The sequence below is a fragment of the Sulfurimonas sp. genome (genome assembly GCF_041563035.1).
Lineage (GTDB): Bacteria > Campylobacterota > Campylobacteria > Campylobacterales > Sulfurimonadaceae > Sulfurimonas.
On the sequence record NZ_JBFFNS010000032.1, the window covers coordinates 1 to 18,221 of the forward strand.

Annotated in this window: 12 protein-coding genes; 3 read left to right on the forward strand and 9 right to left on the reverse strand. The window is 31.2% G+C overall.

The genetic code is table 11. The features are described 5' to 3' along the window. Nucleotides 1-151: 151 nt before the first annotated feature. On the reverse strand, nucleotides 152-1,234 hold the full coding sequence (locus ABZC13_RS13355) for an AAA family ATPase (RefSeq protein ID WP_373004888.1): 1,083 nt from the start codon (nucleotides 1,232-1,234) through the stop codon (nucleotides 152-154). A gap of 194 nt (nucleotides 1,235-1,428) precedes the next feature. Here ABZC13_RS13355 and ABZC13_RS13360 point away from each other — a divergent pair, with 194 nt between their 5' ends. From ABZC13_RS13360 to ABZC13_RS13370, 3 genes are all read left to right on the forward strand, one after another. Continuing rightward, on the forward strand, nucleotides 1,429-4,242 hold the full coding sequence (locus ABZC13_RS13360) for a cell shape-determining protein MreD (RefSeq protein ID WP_373004891.1): 2,814 nt from the start codon (nucleotides 1,429-1,431) through the stop codon (nucleotides 4,240-4,242). 86 nt (nucleotides 4,243-4,328) lie between these two features. Further along, on the forward strand, nucleotides 4,329-5,426 hold the full coding sequence (locus ABZC13_RS13365; protein ID WP_373004894.1) for an AAA family ATPase: 1,098 nt from the start codon (nucleotides 4,329-4,331) through the stop codon (nucleotides 5,424-5,426). A 34-nt stretch (nucleotides 5,427-5,460) separates the two neighbouring features. After that, the gene (locus ABZC13_RS13370; RefSeq protein ID WP_373004897.1) at nucleotides 5,461-6,105 is read left to right on the forward strand and encodes a GDSL-type esterase/lipase family protein; all 645 of its coding nucleotides are present in this window, start codon (nucleotides 5,461-5,463) and stop codon (nucleotides 6,103-6,105) included. Here the strand turns inward: ABZC13_RS13370 and ABZC13_RS13375 are convergent. The 8 genes from ABZC13_RS13375 to ABZC13_RS13410 form a co-directional block, all read right to left on the reverse strand. Continuing rightward, nucleotides 6,100-7,137, reverse strand: a complete 1,038-nt coding sequence (locus ABZC13_RS13375) for a serine hydrolase domain-containing protein (protein ID WP_373004900.1) — start codon at nucleotides 7,135-7,137, stop codon at nucleotides 6,100-6,102. The genes ABZC13_RS13370 and ABZC13_RS13375 overlap by 6 nt on opposite strands. Before the next feature lie 2 nt (nucleotides 7,138-7,139). Beyond that, entirely contained in the window at nucleotides 7,140-9,983 is a 2,844-nt protein-coding gene (locus ABZC13_RS13380; RefSeq protein WP_373004903.1) for a CapA family protein, read from the reverse strand. Nucleotides 9,984-9,998: 15 nt separating this feature from the next. Continuing rightward, a complete protein-coding gene (locus ABZC13_RS13385; RefSeq protein ID WP_373004906.1) occupies nucleotides 9,999-11,810 on the reverse strand; it encodes a protein containing Six-hairpin glycosidase-like domain protein in 1,812 nt (603 codons plus the stop codon). A 6-nt stretch (nucleotides 11,811-11,816) separates the two neighbouring features. Then, the gene (locus ABZC13_RS13390; protein WP_373004909.1) at nucleotides 11,817-12,422 is read right to left on the reverse strand and encodes a response regulator transcription factor; all 606 of its coding nucleotides are present in this window, start codon (nucleotides 12,420-12,422) and stop codon (nucleotides 11,817-11,819) included. 1 nt (nucleotide 12,423) lies between these two features. Then, nucleotides 12,424-13,764 carry an HlyD family type I secretion periplasmic adaptor subunit gene (locus tag ABZC13_RS13395; RefSeq protein WP_373004912.1) on the reverse strand — a complete coding sequence of 447 codons (1,341 nt, stop codon included), beginning with the start codon at nucleotides 13,762-13,764 and terminating at the stop codon, nucleotides 12,424-12,426. Next, complete coding sequence (locus ABZC13_RS13400; protein ID WP_373004916.1) at nucleotides 13,748-15,922, reverse strand: type I secretion system permease/ATPase; 2,175 nt, start codon at nucleotides 15,920-15,922, stop codon at nucleotides 13,748-13,750. Before ABZC13_RS13400 ends, ABZC13_RS13395 begins: the two co-directional genes overlap by 17 nt. A 20-nt stretch (nucleotides 15,923-15,942) precedes the next feature. Then, the gene (locus tag ABZC13_RS13405; protein WP_373004920.1) at nucleotides 15,943-17,757 is read right to left on the reverse strand and encodes a TolC family outer membrane protein; all 1,815 of its coding nucleotides are present in this window, start codon (nucleotides 17,755-17,757) and stop codon (nucleotides 15,943-15,945) included. A gap of 104 nt (nucleotides 17,758-17,861) precedes the next feature. Next, on the reverse strand, nucleotides 17,862-18,221 hold a 360-nt coding region (locus ABZC13_RS13410; RefSeq protein ID WP_373004923.1), incomplete at its 5' end, for an OmpA family protein.

Consider the following 18,221-nt stretch of genomic DNA (forward strand, 5'->3'; position numbering starts at 1 on the left):
AACGCCTGGCTCCATTCCGAACCCAGAAGCTAAGCCTCTCATCGCTGATAATACTTGCCCTTGCAGGGTTGGAAACGTAGGTCGCTGCCTAGTTGATCAATTTACTTATCTCTCAACTTATTTTATCAAACTCCTTTTTATATTATTATATTTATTTTTTATAGGTTATATAGTCTATTCCTTCATTTAATAGTGGAAAATTAAACAATTTAAACTTATTTATAAAATTTTGTCTACTAATATTCTTATTTATTTTTTTCCCGCGTTCCTTGCTACATTTTTGTAACTGTTCAAATGAAGGAAGAAATACAATTAGCTTTATTACATGTGTGACTTTAAATGCATCGATCCATTTTCTTCGGTTTTTGATACTAAGATTTGGATTGTCTATTATTATATTTTTATTTTTGGAGTTTTTTGCTTCTATGCCTTTTTTATCATCTAGGGCATCTACTTCATCTTTTATATTTTTATTATCTCTCATATAATAGTAAGCTTCATCATAATTATTTTTATTATATTTTCTTCCTATTTCTTCAACACATGAATCTCTATTAATAATTATAGAATCACCTCTATTTGCTTCAACCCAAGTGCTTTTCTTTGAGCATGGCGGGCCAACTAGGATAGTTATACTATATTTTTTTGTCATTAATATTTTTTTGTTTTGTTTTATATTTTTAGTATAAGTTATAAAGTCTTGCATATTTTTTTTGTTGTACATGTTTATTTTGCTTTGACTTATTTTTCTTCCAAGCAAGTCACATCTTGCATATTGGGCTAGTTCTTCTAAAATATTTTCTTCGTATTGAAACTTACTCAGGAGTTTTTTTATTGATGGCTTATTATATTTTATGTGGTCTATTATCGTATATTGATAAGAGATGATTTTAAAAATTTTAATTTTTTCATCATGAGTTAAATCTGTTTTATTCAATACATCTATAGATGTAAAAACAGATACACCCTCAAAGTTTCCAAATGATATACGTTTATGTTTTTTGTTTTCATTTCTAGTGTAAATTCTACCTATATCGTGTAGGATTACTGCCCATTTAACAATGTTTGAGCACTTATATTTTACAGTATTGGTATATGCCATCATAGTGTGAGTCCATACATCACCTTCAAGGTGATGCAGGTTTAAATTATTTTTATCGTATGAGTAAGAACAAGCTTTCATCTGATCTACTAGATCATGATTTTTTTTAATAAACTCGTTTAGTATTTTCATAATATAGCTCTATATGTGGATTTTATATTTAAATATAAGTTTGTGAAATTCAGTAAACTTAGGATAAAATTTTTCATAATATGATTATATATTATAACCTCTTTAATATTATCTCTATTGTACTAGAGTCCAATGTACAAATATCATTAATTATCGTACTATAATATAATTAATTTGTTTTCGAGGAGTATGTTATGTCTAAGGTAATAGGAAAAATAGAAAGTATAGATGGAAAGTTTTATGTAAAAGCTGAGGATGGTTCGCTTCGTGAGATTTCAAAAGGCGATAATATCCATGAGGGAGAAGCTATTGTTGGAGATAGCTCAAATAAGGCTATTGATAGTGTAATAGTTTCTATGAAGGATGGTTATGGTGATATCGTAATTCTTGGAAATCAAGAGCAACTATTTGATTCTTCTTTAGCATCTGAAGAATTTGCTGAGAATGAGACTGTAACTCAGCCGGACTCTATAAAATCAATGTTAGATGATCTTGGCGAAACAGATGATATTGATGATCTTGAAACTGCAGCTGGAGGAGAAGGTGGCCCTCAATCATCAGAAGGTGGTGAAGCTGATTTTGCTGATGTAAATAATGCAAGTGTAGATATTAATGCAGATTTACGTGAACGAGAATTTGATAATACTTCAATAGAAAAGCAAGATGAAAATGTTGATGATGATCGTGCTGAAAGAGACAGATTATTAGACACAGATACAGACACAGATACAGATACAGACACTGACACTGATACAGATACAGATACTGACACTGACACAGACACTGACACAGACACTGACACAGACACTGACACAGATACTGATACGGACACAGATACAGACACTGATACAGACACTGACACAGACACTGATACTGATACTGATACTGATACAGACACAGACACAGACACAGACACTGACACAGATACAGACACTGATACAGACACTGATACAGACACTGATACAGACACAGACACAGACACAGATACAGACACAGACACTGACACAGACACTGATACAGACACAGACACTGATACAGACACAGACACAGACACTGACACAGACACTGACACAGATACAGACACTGACACAGATACAGACACAGACACAGACACTGATACAGACACAGACACGGACACAGACACAGACACTGATACAGACACAGATACTGACACAGACACTGATACAGACACAGACACAGATACTGACACAGACACTGATACAGACACGGACACAGATACTGATACGGACACAGACACTGACACTGACACAGATACTGATACGGACACTGACACTGATACAGACACAGACACTGACACAGATACTGATACGGACACTGACACTGACACTGATACAGACACAGACACAGACACTGATACAGACACGGACACAGATACTGATACGGACACAGACACTGATACAGACACTGACACTGACACTGACACTGATACAGACACAGATACTGACACAGACACTGATACAGACACAGACACTGACACTGACACAGATACAGACACTGACACTGACACTGATACAGACACGGACACTGATACAGATACTGACACTGACACTGACACAGATACAGACACAGATACTGATACAGACACAGATACAGACACTGATACAGACACAGATACTGACACAGACACAGACACAGACACAGACACAGATACTGACACAGACACAGACACTGATACAGACACTGACACAGACACTGATCCCGATGGATCAAAAGACGGTTCTAAAGATGGATCAAAAGACGGTTCAAAAGACGGATCAAAAGATGGATCAAAAGACGGATCAAAAGATGGATCAAAAGATGGATCAAAAGACAGTTCAAAAGATGGATCAAAAGACGGTTCAAAAGACGGTTCAAAAGACGGTTCAAAAGACGGTTCAAAAGACGGATCAAAAGATGGATCAAAAGATGGATCAAAAGATGGATCAAAAGACAGTTCAAAAGATGGATCTAAAGATGGATCTAAAGATGGATCAAAAGACGGTTCAAAAGACGGTTCAAAAGACGGTTCAAAAGACGGTTCAAAAGATGCAAAAGAAAAAGATGATAACTCTGATGCAAATGGTAAAGGTGGTAATAAACACGACCGTGATGACAAAGATAAAGACTCTCAAGAAAATGCTGAAGATAAAAAATCTGATGATACTAAAGAGTCGGTAGAGACAATTAACTTTAAAGAATCATTTGAAGATAATAACTATAGTGGTACATGGGGAGTTGTTAACGATAAAGACTGGGATGAAACAAATGGTATTGAAGTTGAGAATTCAGGTTTAGTTAGAACTGCAACAGATGGCGATAAAATTGCTGAGCTAGATGCTCATCAAAATACTACAATATCTAAAGACTTTGATACTTCTGGTACTGATGAACTTACTGTCTCACTAGATTATCAACCAAGACAAGATTCTGAGTCAAGTGATATGAGTATTACTATTAATGGTGAAAAATATGACTTAAGTCATGATGGTACAGCTTCAGAAGGCGTTGTGATTACAGAAGGTGAAAATGGTTGGTCAAACTACTCTATAACTCTTGATACAACTGATGTAGATGAAGTTTCTCTTGAAATAGCTGGAGAAGGTACAAGTGATAGTTACGGAGCATTAATTGATAATATTGAAGTTCATGGTACTGCAGAAGTAGCTTCTGACGCGAATGCTGAAGATAACAATACTTTAATAATGCAAACAGAACCTGATATTGATTTTGCTAGTATGGATGGTGAAAACATAGATACTATCGATATGACAGCAGGTAAACATGAAATTTCATTAAGTATCGGAGATGTTCTTGATATGACAGATTCTGATAACACACTTCGTATAGATGGTGATGATAAAGATGAAGTGAATCTTGAAGGTGAATGGGTATTAGGAGAATCAATAATAGTTGATAGTGGAGAAACGTATAATGAGTACACTGCTACTCTTGATGATGGTACAGATGTTACACTAGAAATTAGTCAAAACATTGATGTAGAAAGTTAGTATTTAAATTATCTAACTAATTGAGCTTTAGAATCACTTTTACTCAGTGGTTCTAGAGTATAAGTATTTTAAAGTATTGGTTAAAAATGATAAAATGGTTCATTGAACATTTCCCTGAATATGTTACTAAAATGCGAGAGTGTAGTTACCATTATGAAAATAGAGTTTTTAATCTTCATCACTTAGAAGGTGACGTCTGGTCACATACTGTTATGGCTTATAATTTAGGTATAAAGCATAAAGTAAAAAAAACTATTTTATGGGCTATCCTTCTACATGACTTAGGAAGAGTATTCACAAGGAAAGTTGATTCTGAGAATTCTAAAGTAATATTTGGAGATTTTGAAGGTGTGTCTTCTTTTGTAGCTTTAGAAATTTTAAAAAAAGCAAATGTGCCAGAAAATGAAATCATAGAAATAATAAAAATAATTTCATTCCAATATACAATAATTGATCATATAAAATATAACGATCCTTCTTTTGATGAGCTGAGTAAAATGTTTATATATGAAGAAAATTTGTTAAAAGATCTATTTGAATATGTTAGATGTGACTTGTTTGGCAGAATAATAGACGAAAGTAAAATAGAATATTATGATATTGATAGGGTTGACCAATCAATAAAAAAAATAAACCAAATTTCTAAAAATAAAAAAATAAAATCTACTAAGAAAAATATTTTGTACATATTGGTAGGACCACCGTGTTCTAGAAAAAGCAGTTGGGTTAATAGAAAATCAAAAGAATTTATTACAATAAATAGAGACTCTTGTGATGAAGAAATAGGTAAAAAGTATGGGAAACATAGTTATGATGAAGCATATGACTTTGTTAAAGAAAATCCTGATGTAGAAAAAGAAGCCGATGAACTATATGAAGCTAAAAGAGAGTTTGCTAAAAATTCAAAGAATAAAAATATAATTATAGATAACCCTAATCTCATGCTCTCAAATAGAAAAAAATGGATAACACCATTTCTAGATACACATACAATAAAAGTAATTGTATTTTTAGATTCACTAGAAAATATAGTCAAGTGTAGTAAAAAACGTTCAATTGAAATAAATAAGTATATTGATGAAAAACTCATAATAAATAAGTTAAAAACATTTTATTTTCCACTATATTCTGAAGGAATAGATGAAATAAAATATATATTTAATAAAGAAGAATATCTATTATAATATGTTTGGTGTGGCTTGTTTGGTATAATAATAAATGAAAAAAAATAATAGGATTCTATTTCAAGGTGATTCTATAACTGATATGAGAAGAAGTAGAGGTGATAATATTAGTCATAACTTAGGGCATGGCTATGTATATATTATCGCTTCATATTTATCTTTGAACTATCATTTTAAAAATTACTCATTTATAAATAGAGGGGTAGCACAAGATAAAATTGAGGATATATCTAAACGATGGCACAAAGATACTTTGTCATTAAAGCCAGACACTCTTTCTATTTTAGCAGGCATTAATAACATAGGCGCTATTGTTAATGACAATGGCACTACAGATTTAATTAAATTTAGAGATATTTATATAGAATTGTTAAATGACTTTAAAAAAGAGATGTCAGGTTCGTCTATAATTATTTGTGAACCATTTTCTCTACCTGTTGATAAAAGAATGAAAAATTGGACTAAGAGAAAACAAGTTCTAAATGAAACACATGATATATTAAAAGAGATGTCTAGTGATTTAGATATACAATACATAGAACTACAGTCTGTATTTGAAGAGGCTTCAAAACTTAAACCATACGAGTATTGGCTATATGATGGTGTTCATCCATCACCGGCTGGTCACGCATTAATAGCTAAAACATGGATAAAAGAAGTTTTGAATATAGAGTTATAATAATTTTGAATTTATAATTTTAAAAAATAAATTTTTAAATTTTTTTGTATTAATGCGATTAGATTCTTTTATATCTACTAGATGAACTATAACTATATTTGATTTTGGTAAAATAACAAGCCATTGACCACCAAATCCCCTAGCACAATATATATCTTTACTACTCCACCACATGTATCCATAAGAATTACAAAATTTATTATCAAGTATAGTATATTTTTTAAAACTTTCTTGAATCCATTGTTTAAAAATGATACTATCATTATGCCATTTACCATTGTTTTCCATTAATAAACCAAATCTAGCTAGGTCTAAAATATTCATTCTAAAGGGGTATGCCGGATGTATAGATGATTTTTTATCATATACATATCTCATGTCTTCTAATTTAAGGTTTTGCATTTTAATTTTGTCAGCGATATCATTTTTAAATGTTTTGAAAAATGATTTTTTTGTTTCTTGTTCAAATATTGTAAGTAGTGTATTAAAATCCCAATTATTATAATACCAATATTCATTTGCCTTATGACTTCCTCTTAAAGGTCTTATTTCTTTCATTTTTTTTGTTTCGTATGCTGCTGGGTGATAAACACCAGATCTAGATTTTAATAAATCTGAAATTTTTGCTTCTCTCTCTGCAACAGACAAGTTATTTATATCATTTATATTTAATTTTTGTAGTGTAGAGTTAATATCAATAGTTTTGTTCAGTATATATTTTCCATATGTAGCACTTAATATACTTTTTCTTATTGAATATAAATTATATTTTTTTTCCAAGTCCCCCCAGCTATATACTATAACGCCATTTTCTATAATGAGAACGCTACTTCTTGATATTTTTTGTGAATATTTTTTTGCTTTTGCTAATTTATTTATTGACCAACCCATGTCGCTAGGATCTTTTATTTGTTTCCAGCTTTTTTCTGGAAAATACAACTTTGATTTATTATAATCATTTAAAAGTTCTAATGCATTTAGATTAAGTAATAATATAAAATAAAAAAATAATAATTTATATAAAAAATTCAAATTTATTTCTTACCATCCCAATCAATTCCTGAAGCACAATTTGGCACTCCATCACTTACTACTTCTATGTTTCCTATATATACTTGCTTGTCTAAATCATTCTTATTTGATGAATCAAATTTCATATGCTCTTTTTTTGAAAAATTATAAAACCCAAAATATAGTTTATAAATCCCAGTTGTCAAATTAGGTTTTGGTCTTACAACTGCGTAATCTAAAACTAAATCATTTTTTTTCCAGTATATAGGATTATATATTCCATTAGATATAGGATGAAAGTCTTCGAAACTATCTAGGTTATCAATATGTTTACCATATATTTGTATTTCCCATCTATCCGTAGATAGTGAATGATATGGTATAAGTAAATTTTCAATTAAAAAACCTGTTCCCTGCCTAAATATTTCAGTTGTTTTAGATGCAATTAATTTAGATGAATTATCAAAAATGATATCTATTTTATTGTTTAAAACCCACTCTGGCATAGTCCCCAAAAGGACGTTTGTTTTTTGGATATTTTCTAGGTTTATTGATTTTATTTTTTTAGTGCTATTATAAACTTTTTTTGGTGTTTTCTTATCTTCTATAGGTTTTGAATTATTATAAAATTCAATTACTAATTTATCATCTATATCTGCAAAAAAAATATCTTCAGATATTTGCTTTGTAAGGTTGATGAATTTTTCTTTATATAGATTATTCTCTTTAACATTTTTTATAAAGTCAACTTGACCATTCTTAAGTTTTAGTGGATAAATTTCAACTTTATTAAATCCTGATTTATCAAACTCTAATACAAAACAAGCTGAATTATTTAGCTCTTTATGCCCAGAAATGTTATCAACTAAAAAAGTACCCATATCATAGATGATAGGTTTATTTTTGTATAGTTCTATCCCATGTAATAGATGCGATGAATGACCAATAATTGCGTCATATCCAATGTCAATAATATTTCGTGCAAATTGTTTTTCTTCATAACTTGGATATGATGTCCAGTTTTTTGTCCAATGAGGAGACAAAATAATTAAATCAGCATAGTTATTTGCTTCTTTATATAATTTTGTGAGTTCATTAATGATTTTAACTTTATCGGTAATATGAAAAACACCTGCTTTTGATTTAGTAGCACAATATTTATCTGAATCCCAAAATGTGAAAATTGATATAAATGCTAAGGTGACATCCCCAACTTTTACATATTCTGGTTTTGTAGCTTCTTCATAATTACTACCACTTCCTGGAGTGGCTATATCTAAATCATTAAAAATATCTTTTTGTTGTTTTAATGCAGAACTACCATAGTCAATACTATGATTATTTGCTGTTGTCAATATATTTATATCTAAATCAAGAAGTATATTAACTAACTGAGGAGACCCTCTAAAGACAAATGGTCGTTTATCACCCTTTGGAGCGATAGTACCTCTGTTTGATATTACAGTTTCTAAGTTAGTCATTACAACGTCACATTGTTTTGTAAGTGAAGGTAAATCTCCTAGTATCCACTCTTTTCCATATTTTTCATAAAAGTGGTGCATTCGTCTTGCCAAAATACAATCTCCACTTGCAAATAGTCTATAAGAAGGTAGGTTGTTTGTAACTTTACTTAATTCAGTTTTAGCAATATCATTAAATTTTGTCACGGTACTAGTGTCTTTTTTAAATTCTAAAGCTTTATTAAAATATTTAATAGCAGAATAATAGTTCTTATTCAATAAATTTAACCTACCTGTTTGAAATAAAAAACCAAAGTTTTTTGAATCTTTTTCTTGAATCTTTTTAAGGTATTTCATAGCTTCATGATATTTACCTTCTTCCCTTAAAGATATTATTAGTTTCATAATATGTGCTTTTTTCTCAATAGTAGAAAATTTGAGAGCATTTTTAAATTCTAGTGAAGATTTATGGTAGTCTTTTCGTTTAAAGTGAATTAAACCTGCATCAAAATGTGGATGTTCAGTATTGTAAAATATTTCAAATGATTTTTCAAGTGATTCGAGAGCATCATCATATAGCTTTAGTTTTATTTGTATTTTACCTAAAAAAGCCCATCCTGCACTCCAAGATGGCTCAGCTAAAACTATTTCTGTTAAAGTATATAAAGCTTTGTCATATTCTTCGTTATAAAACTGGAGTACGCCTTCTCTTGTCAATTTAATAATTTTATCATTTGAAAATATATAATATGATGGTATAGAATACTTGAATTCATAATTTTCAAGTAAATGAGAATTTAAAACTTTTTTCATGAGATTCATTTTATTGAAATAATACATAATATCATGCGGAGCACCATAGATACATTTTAGTGATACGTTCTCATAGTTATTCATATAAGACAAATGATAGATGTCGCCTAAATCTTCACTCCCAAAATATATGGTTATTTTACTTTTATTGTAATTATCTAATACTTTGTATAAGTTGTCATATATTATTTCATTCATTGTAGATGGATTGTTAGGCATTCTAGAATCCAGCATTATTTGAGGTCCAAAAGCTACTATATAGCCAACATCTAATTTCAAACCAAATAAAATTGCAGCATATCCACCCATACTTGAACCAAACATGCTTATATTCTCTGGTATGAAGTTATCTGTTATTTTTTTAATAATGCTTAGTAAATCATCTGCATCTTTTGAAAAATTTTCAATAAAACCGTTGTACCAGTTTTTTCTATGATCTCTAATGAAAAGTTTATTTGTTTTATAGTCGGAAAATAATTTATAACCAGTAAAGCTATTTGCATTAACACCACTAAAAATTATTATAAGTTTATCAGAGAAGGGTTCTTCAATAAATAAACAATTTTCGTTGTTATAAATATTTTTATTTATCATTATGTTCCCAATAATCTACAATGTTTTATAAAGCCTACTTAGAAAGCAAGCTGCATGTTGAACACTATCAACTCTGACCCACTGGCGAGTTAGTTTAAACCTAAAACTATGAAGAGCTTTGTTATTTGGATGAGAATATGTTGATTCTTCTGAATTAAATGTTTTCATAAGTCCTTTTGCACTAAGTAGCATATTGTTCATAATCCATTTGGCTTTTTCTTCATCTTTAATGTATTTCGCTAAATAGTATGCACTTACAATACCTTCACACCTTGAAGCATCGTGATATACATGATCACCATAATCGTAATAAAAACCACCAATATAGTCCTTATTTGTCTGTAGAGTATTTTCTTCAGTATACATGTGTTCTAGCATAGTTTTAGTATCATTAAATACGAAGTCAATATAATTTTGTTTTTTAAATCCATCTACTTTTATCCATTCCTCTATAGCTTGCATAAGCCAAGCATCTGCAGGAAGTGAATCAAATAAATAGTCATATTTAATCGGTCTCACATCAACTAAGAAATCAAGAGCCATTTTTGATTTGATCTTAATATCTTCTTTTAAATTTTTTTCAATATCTTTTGTGTGTAAGTAGTAAAGAGCTAATCCTAATAGTGCTTCACCTGGATAGTAAAATGAAAATAATTCTTTTTTAATATTATCACTTGGATTTGTTATAGCTTTGCCATTATTAAATTTTGGGTGAATATAATAGCCTATTAATTCACCGTCTTTGTCTACTCTGCTTAATATATGTCTGACAAGACCATCCATCTCTTTTCTGTAAGACTCATCACCTGTCTTTATATAGTAGTGCATTATAGCTACAAGGCCTATACCAGCACCGCCAAGTTTCGATTTTTTGTTAAAAAACGGATAACAAGCAAACTCTTTTTTGTATTTATGAGTTCTAAATGTAGAGAGTAGAAAATCTATAGATTTTTTGGCTTTTTTTAGGTAAAGTTTATTTCCATTAAGTTCATACCCACGTAATAAGGTAATTGTGCCACCACTATGTCTGAGTATGTTGTTATACAATGGATCTAGCATCTCAGGATGCATATCATCAACTATAGTATCTTTATACGGGTCATAATAGTATAGAAAACTTCCATCATTATTCATATTTTTGATAAGCCAATCAATACTTTTTATTGTTTTATCATAAAGCATTTCTTTATTGAAATCTATTGGAATAGGGTAGCCACGTTCTAATTTTAGAACTTCATTGTTGAATGATACATACGCCAAACTTTCAATAAAAGTGTATACAATTGGTTCTCTTCTCATCAGATGAACTCTCTCACTTATTTTATCTGTAAGTTTTGAAACTCCACACTGTTTTGAAAGATAGTTAAGTAGTTGTCTGACACTCATAATTGATTTTGTATATCCGTCTGTTGGCATAAAAAATCTAGTTATACCTTTGTATTGATAGATTAATCCATTAACACCAGGTTCGAATCTATTAGGAGAATCCATTTTTAACGTGGTTAAGTTTCTTATATTACAGGCATATTCTTTAGTGATAATTTCAAAAAGAATGCGGCATTTTTTAGTATTGTTAATTGAAAAATTCGAAAAATCATTATTTTGTTTTAGTTTTTCTACTACTCTATTTATGGTTTTTGAAAGTGTATCTCTTCTAGATCCCCACCTAATAGAATTGTTGTTTTCCTGAAAAAGAGTTATATATATTTGAGAAATACTTTTGTCAAAATTAAATAATGAGTCATACTCTTTCGTTATAGGAATATTTGTTTCTAAAGAAATTCTAATATCTGAGAAAAAAGACTTAAAGTCTTCAGAACTATTCATACTTAACTATTTCAACAAAAGGATTAATGAAACTCTATCATTTATATGCAGTTTAGAAAATATAGAACTTATATGTGCTTTTACTGTCCTTGTAGTTATATTAAGCTCTGAAGCAATGACATCATTAGTTAACCCATCTAGAATAAGATATATTACTTCTAGTTCTTTTTGTGAAAGCCTATTTTCTATTAATTCCAAAGCATCTTTGTTTAGAGATTGTTTATTGCTAGTTTTAGCAAGTTCAGCTGTTAGTTCAGGGTATGTCCAAATATTACCTTCAGAAACTGTCTTAATCATTTGATTATAGTGATGAGTTAGCATCCTTGAATTTCCATATGCTTTTATTCCTCGTAATATCAACATTTTACCTGTCACAATTGCAGGAGATTTTTCTAAAACGATTAAGTTATTTGGAATTAAACCTGAAGATATCATAGTGTTTAATTCAGAAGCGATACTGTCATAGTCAGCAATGATAATTAAGTTATTGTAATCGTTAAGTTTATCACTTAAAGAATCAACATCTGCACATACAATGCTGTCTGTTACAGCATGTCTTTGTTTCCATTCATTTATAATATCCATATTAGAGCTGAAAAATAGAATATTCATTTTATCTCTCCGAAAAAACATATTGTTTTGATTTTAAAATAGGTTTTAAAATATACTGCATAACAGTTTTTTGACCCGTTACAATATCAACATTTACAGTCATACCGGGAATGATTTGTAATGGATGTTCTTTTGTTCCAAGGTAGTTTTTCTCTGTCTCTATATGGATTATGTAAAAAGTGTTTTCTTTACTATCTGTTATAGTATCAGGTGAGATGTTTACAACTTTTCCAATTAGACCACCGTGAATAGCAAAGTCATATGCTGATACTTTTACTTTAGCTTCTGCCCCAGGATGTAAAAATGCTATATCACTTGGTTTGATTTTTACTTCTAAAAATAGTTTCTCATTCGTTGGAACTATTTCAACTAAATCATCACCAGGTTTAATAACACCTCCAACTGTATTTATAAATAGTTTTTGGACAATACCATCAACAGGAGACTTAACCATGGTTCTTTCAACTTGATCACTAAATGCGATTTGTTGAGTTTCTAGTCTTGCAAGCTCTGCAGTAACCTCATTAAGTTCTTTTTTTGCATTGTTAATAAATAGTTGTTTAGATTCTATCCGTTTTTCTCTATACTCTGTTATAGCAGAAGCTAGACGAGGTAATGAAAGTTCAGCTGCTTCTATACTGTTTTCAATATCATTAGCTTCTCTCTTAAGTTTTAAAAAATCAACTTTTGATTTTACCCCTTCTCTAACCATAGGTGCAGTCATTCCAATCTCTTCTGAAACATATTCAAGTGATTTTTTTAAAGATCTAACTTTTGCTTTTGCTTCTTTATACTCTTGTTTTCTTTGATTAATCTGTTCTATGAAAGAGTTGTCTTTAGCTTCAAACTCTAATTTAGCCGAATCATAAAGTTCTTTTGCCAGCCTTATCTGCTGTTTTTGTTCTGGAAAAGTTGTCTCTATATCTTTAAATTCTAGTTGATTTGCTTCAGCATAAAGTCTTAGCCTTTTAGCTTTAAGTTCGTTAAACTTCATCTCATTTGTTCTAGATGAAGAAGTTGATTTTGCATTATTGATTTTTAGTATAATTTGACCACGCTTAACAGTCTCTCCCTCTTTTACTAAGATTGACTCTACGATACCACCTTCAAGATTTTGAATAACTTGATTTTGTCCATAAGGTATAACGTCACCATTTCCTCTAGTAATCTCATCTATCTCAGCAAGAGAAGCCCAAATTATAAGTAAAAAGATAGTAATAATCCATATTTTAATCACTCTACTAACTTTCGAAGGAGTTTGAACCAAAATAGCAGAACTAAGACTATTCATAAATTCATAGTCTTTTTCATTATACTCTACAGGCTTATGTGTGTTTTTCAATTTTATCCCCTTTGCCTTGTAGTTTTTTTAATGCTTCCTCTTTAGGTGCATCTATATATATTCTACCTTCATTGAGTACAATAACTCTATCTACTATACTTAGGAGTGTCATTTTCTGAGTTACGAATATTGAAGTAGTGTCTTTTAAGTTTCTTTGTAAATTATCAAGAAGTTTTGATTCTGTTAATTGATCCATGGAGCTACTAGGTTCGTCCATTAACATAATAGGCGTTTCAACTAAAAATGCACGAGCAATACCAATACTTTGTCTTTGCCCACCAGATAGACCTTGCCCTCTCTCTCCAATTGGCATCTCATAGCCTTTTGGATGTTTCTTGATAAACTCAGAAGTCCCACTGATGTTTGCAGCACGTATCATCTGAGAATCACTAGCATGTGTAGCACAAAAAGTGATATTATCTTTAACTGTTCCACGAAATAGCATAATATCCTGAGAAACGTAACCTATGTTTTTTCTAAGGTCTGCTGGGTCTACTTGCTTAATATCAATTCCATCTATGAGAATTTGTCCAGAATTAGGTTCAAAAAGTCCTAAGATTAGCTTATGAATAGTGCTTTTTCCTGAGCCTATACGACCAATAATAGCAACACTTTCACCTGGTTTTATTGTAAAAGAGACGTTCTTAAGTGCTGGAACATCAGTGTTTGGGTAGGAAAACGTTACGTCAACAAACTCAATATGCCCACTAAATTTTGGTCTTTCAAGGAATTTTTTACCATTTGGTCTTTCACTTGGTTGAGATATTATTTCATTAAGTGTATCATAAGATGTTTTAGTGTTTTCATAGTTAGTAAGTATAGAAGCAACTTGTCCCATTGGAGCTAGTGTTCTTGATGTAAGAATTACTATCGCTATTAGTCCACCCATTGATAGTTCAAACTCTTGGATAAGATATACACCGTAAACAATAATCATTACGGTATTTAATTGAATGAAAAGTTGAGTAATTGTAGGAATTGAAGCAGAGAGTAAGCGAGATTTAAAGCTTCTGTTAGCTATTTCTCCAGTAGACTCTTCCCATTTCCATTGCGATTGACCTAGAGTGCCAAGTGTTTTTAAAGTCTCTATATTATTAAGAGTCTCTATCAGGATAGAACTTTTCTTTGCACTTGCTTCATGCGTGCTCTCAATACTTGCACGTAAAGGCTTTTTGATAAGTATTGCATAAAGAAGGATTAAAAACATAGTAGTGATAGGGATAAAAACAATACTTCCGCCGATATAACCGATTACAGCTAAGAATATAATAGCAAACGGAAGGTCAATTACAGCAGCCATAGTAGCATTTGTTAAAAAGCTTCTAATAGAGTCAAAGTCTTTTAGATTACTAGAAAATGATCCTACAGAAGCGGGATGATGAGCCATTTTTAAATCTAGTACTTTTTCAAAAATGATAGATGACATAATAATATCACTCTTTTTAGCCGCACTCTCTAAGAGATAGGTTCGAGTAAACTTTAAAAATGTATCGATAACATAGATGATACTTACACCAATAGCAAATACCCAAAGTGTCTCAATTGCATTATTTGGTACCACTCTATCATAAACGTTCATCGTAAATAATGGAGAAGCCAGAACAAATAGATTTATAAGAAGTGAAGCATAGAGAACATCTTTGTAAACTCCTGCAGATAATTTTATAGTACTCCAGAACCAATGCTTTTGATCTAAGTTTAGAGTTCTTGAGTTTTCATCTGCATACTCAAAAGCTTTTTTAACCATAAAGCCATAACCGATATATTCATCTTCTAGTACATCAAGATCTACCCACTGCTCAACTGCTTCTTCCGCAGGCATTATTATTTTTACCTGACTTCCATCTTCACTATATCTATCTAAGATACAAGCACTTTGATTTGAAAGTAAAACTATCATAGGAAGTTGTAGCGGTGATATTTGTGAAAGTGGTCTTCTGATAAGGCTTGATTTCAAGCCTGCTTTTTCTGCTGCACGAGAGAAAAGACCTTTCGCATTGTTAATAGAAAAAAGCTCTGGTGTCTCAGCACCAGGCTCTATAGGCAGTCCAGCAGTTAGTGCTTCTGCTGAAAAAGGTTTATGATATAACTTTGTAAACAAAACCAAGCACTCTAGCAAGGAATCCATTCTCAAGTTATCTGCACTTGTTATAAGCATATGTCTTGACCTTTAGGTTCTTATTTTTTCAGTTTTCTAACAATAATGTCTGCACGATTGTTTAACTCAATAGAGTCATCACTTTCATTACTAAACATTGGAGCTGTGTCAGCTTTAGAATGTAATACTATGAAAGCAACATTCGCACCAGCTTCAGTAAGCTTTGTTTTTATTGTCTCTGCTCTTTGTTCTGAAAGTTGAAGCAGTTGTTCTTCAGTCATCTTTTCATCTTCAACATTACCTAAAATATCAAACTTAAGATTATTCCAGCCATACGGTTGAATCTGAGTAATCAGTTTGTTAAGTCTCTCTTGACCTGCTCCAGTTAGGTTAGCACTACCGTCTTCAAATAAGAAACCGCTGTATCTCTCTATACGTTTAGTATCTTCATATACAAATTTACAACCATAGATGCTGCGCATCTCTGTAGATAGTGAGTTATTACAGATGTCTTCTTCATCTACTATAAGATCTCTGTCCCTGTCAAACGCTATTGGAAGGGCATCTTCATTGATAGGTGTCTCACCTACAAGACCAACATTTGAGTAAACAATATCAGTATTTCCGATAACAGTTGGAACAAGTGTCCCCATTGCATCTAAGATTCTGTACTTAGCAAATAACATACTGTATTCAGTATTGATTATTTGAGATTTTGCACCAATGAAGTCATTCTGCGCAGAAAGTAGGTCAAGTAGTGAACGACGACCCAAATCATACTCTTTTGCATAAAGAGTAAGAGTTTTTAGAGAGAATTTTTTATAATCTTTAAGATGATTTAATTGGTCCCCTAGTTTTTCGTTGGCTGCCCATGAAAGGTTAAGACCTTCTATAACTTCTCTTCTTAGAGTATTCTTCAACTCTACTTCTTGATGGATTGTACTTACGCTTTTTTGTAGTGCCGCTTCATCCGCAAAACCATTAAAGAAGTTGTATGTTAAAAATGCCATTGCTCGGAAACGGTCGTCTTCACCCTCTACTGCACTTAGGTTTTTGTTCATAGCTTGAGATATTTCTATGTCTAAATGAGGATAAAAAGGAGATTTTTTCTCTTTGTATGTAGCTTGTGCAAGTTTGATATTGTACTTACTTACTAAAAGCGATGGATTGTTTTGCATAGCGTATTGTGCTGCGTCTTCTATAGTGGCAGGAAGTGCTACATTAAGTTCCGGTCTTGTCATCTCTTCTGGGTTTAGATATCTTCCTAAAACTCTTTGCATGTTGTAGGTAACATCCATAAGCGTGTTTTCTTGAACAACATAGTTTGACTTTGCAAGAGAAAGAGATGATTCTATTTTATTTACTTCTGAAAGAGTAGTTAAACCTGCATCATAAAGTTTTTGTACTTTGTTGAAAATTTCTTTGTTTATATCGATATTTGCTTTTGCAGTATCTAAAAGTTCTTTGTTCTTCATAACTTGAAGGTAACTGTTTACCATCGTAAATGAAGTGTCGTTAACTTTTTCTATATAGCTGTATGCTGCTGCTACAGTTCTATTTTCTTGTTGTTCTACTTGGTACTTAGTCTCAAAACCCTTAAAAAGATTATGAGTGTATGTTAATGAGTTTTGATATACAGAAAAATCAAATGAAGCATCTGCTAGACCAGGTCTAGCACGTTTTTCAGTATGTTCAGTACCAACACCTAAAGATAGGTCAACTTTTGGGTAGTATCCAGACTTTGCACTTTTGATATCTTCTTTTGTTGCATTGTAGTTTTTGAGTCTTTCAAGAATGACTGGGTTAGTAGATAAAACTTCATCTACAGTTAGCTTTAAATCCTGTGCACTAAGTGATACTATCACAGATAGAGCTAGTAATAAGCATTTTTTCATTATATTCCCTTTTTAGTAAATTATATTTATTAAATTTTAAGTAATTATAGCCAAAATAACATCTACTAAAATCACTTTTACATTACAAACTGACATATTTAAGATTACTGTAGTAACTCTACTTCAATACGTCTGTTCTGCGCACGTCCGGCTTTATTCATATTATCAGCTATTGGGTCAGCTTCTCCCTTACCGATAGCAGTCATTCTAGTAGCTTTTATACCATAACGACTAAGAGCTTCTTTTACAGCATTTGCACGGTTTTGTGAAAGCTTTTTGTTTGCTGCCTCACTACCGATACTATCTGTATATCCATAGATAATAACTTGATATCCGGAGTTTTCTTTTAAGAAGAGTGCAAAGTTTTGAAGATCGTTAACAAGTTCTTCTGAAACATTGTATTTACTCGGTGCAAAGTTTACTTTTAGTGTTGCAGTCTGTGGACAACCATAACCATCAACAAC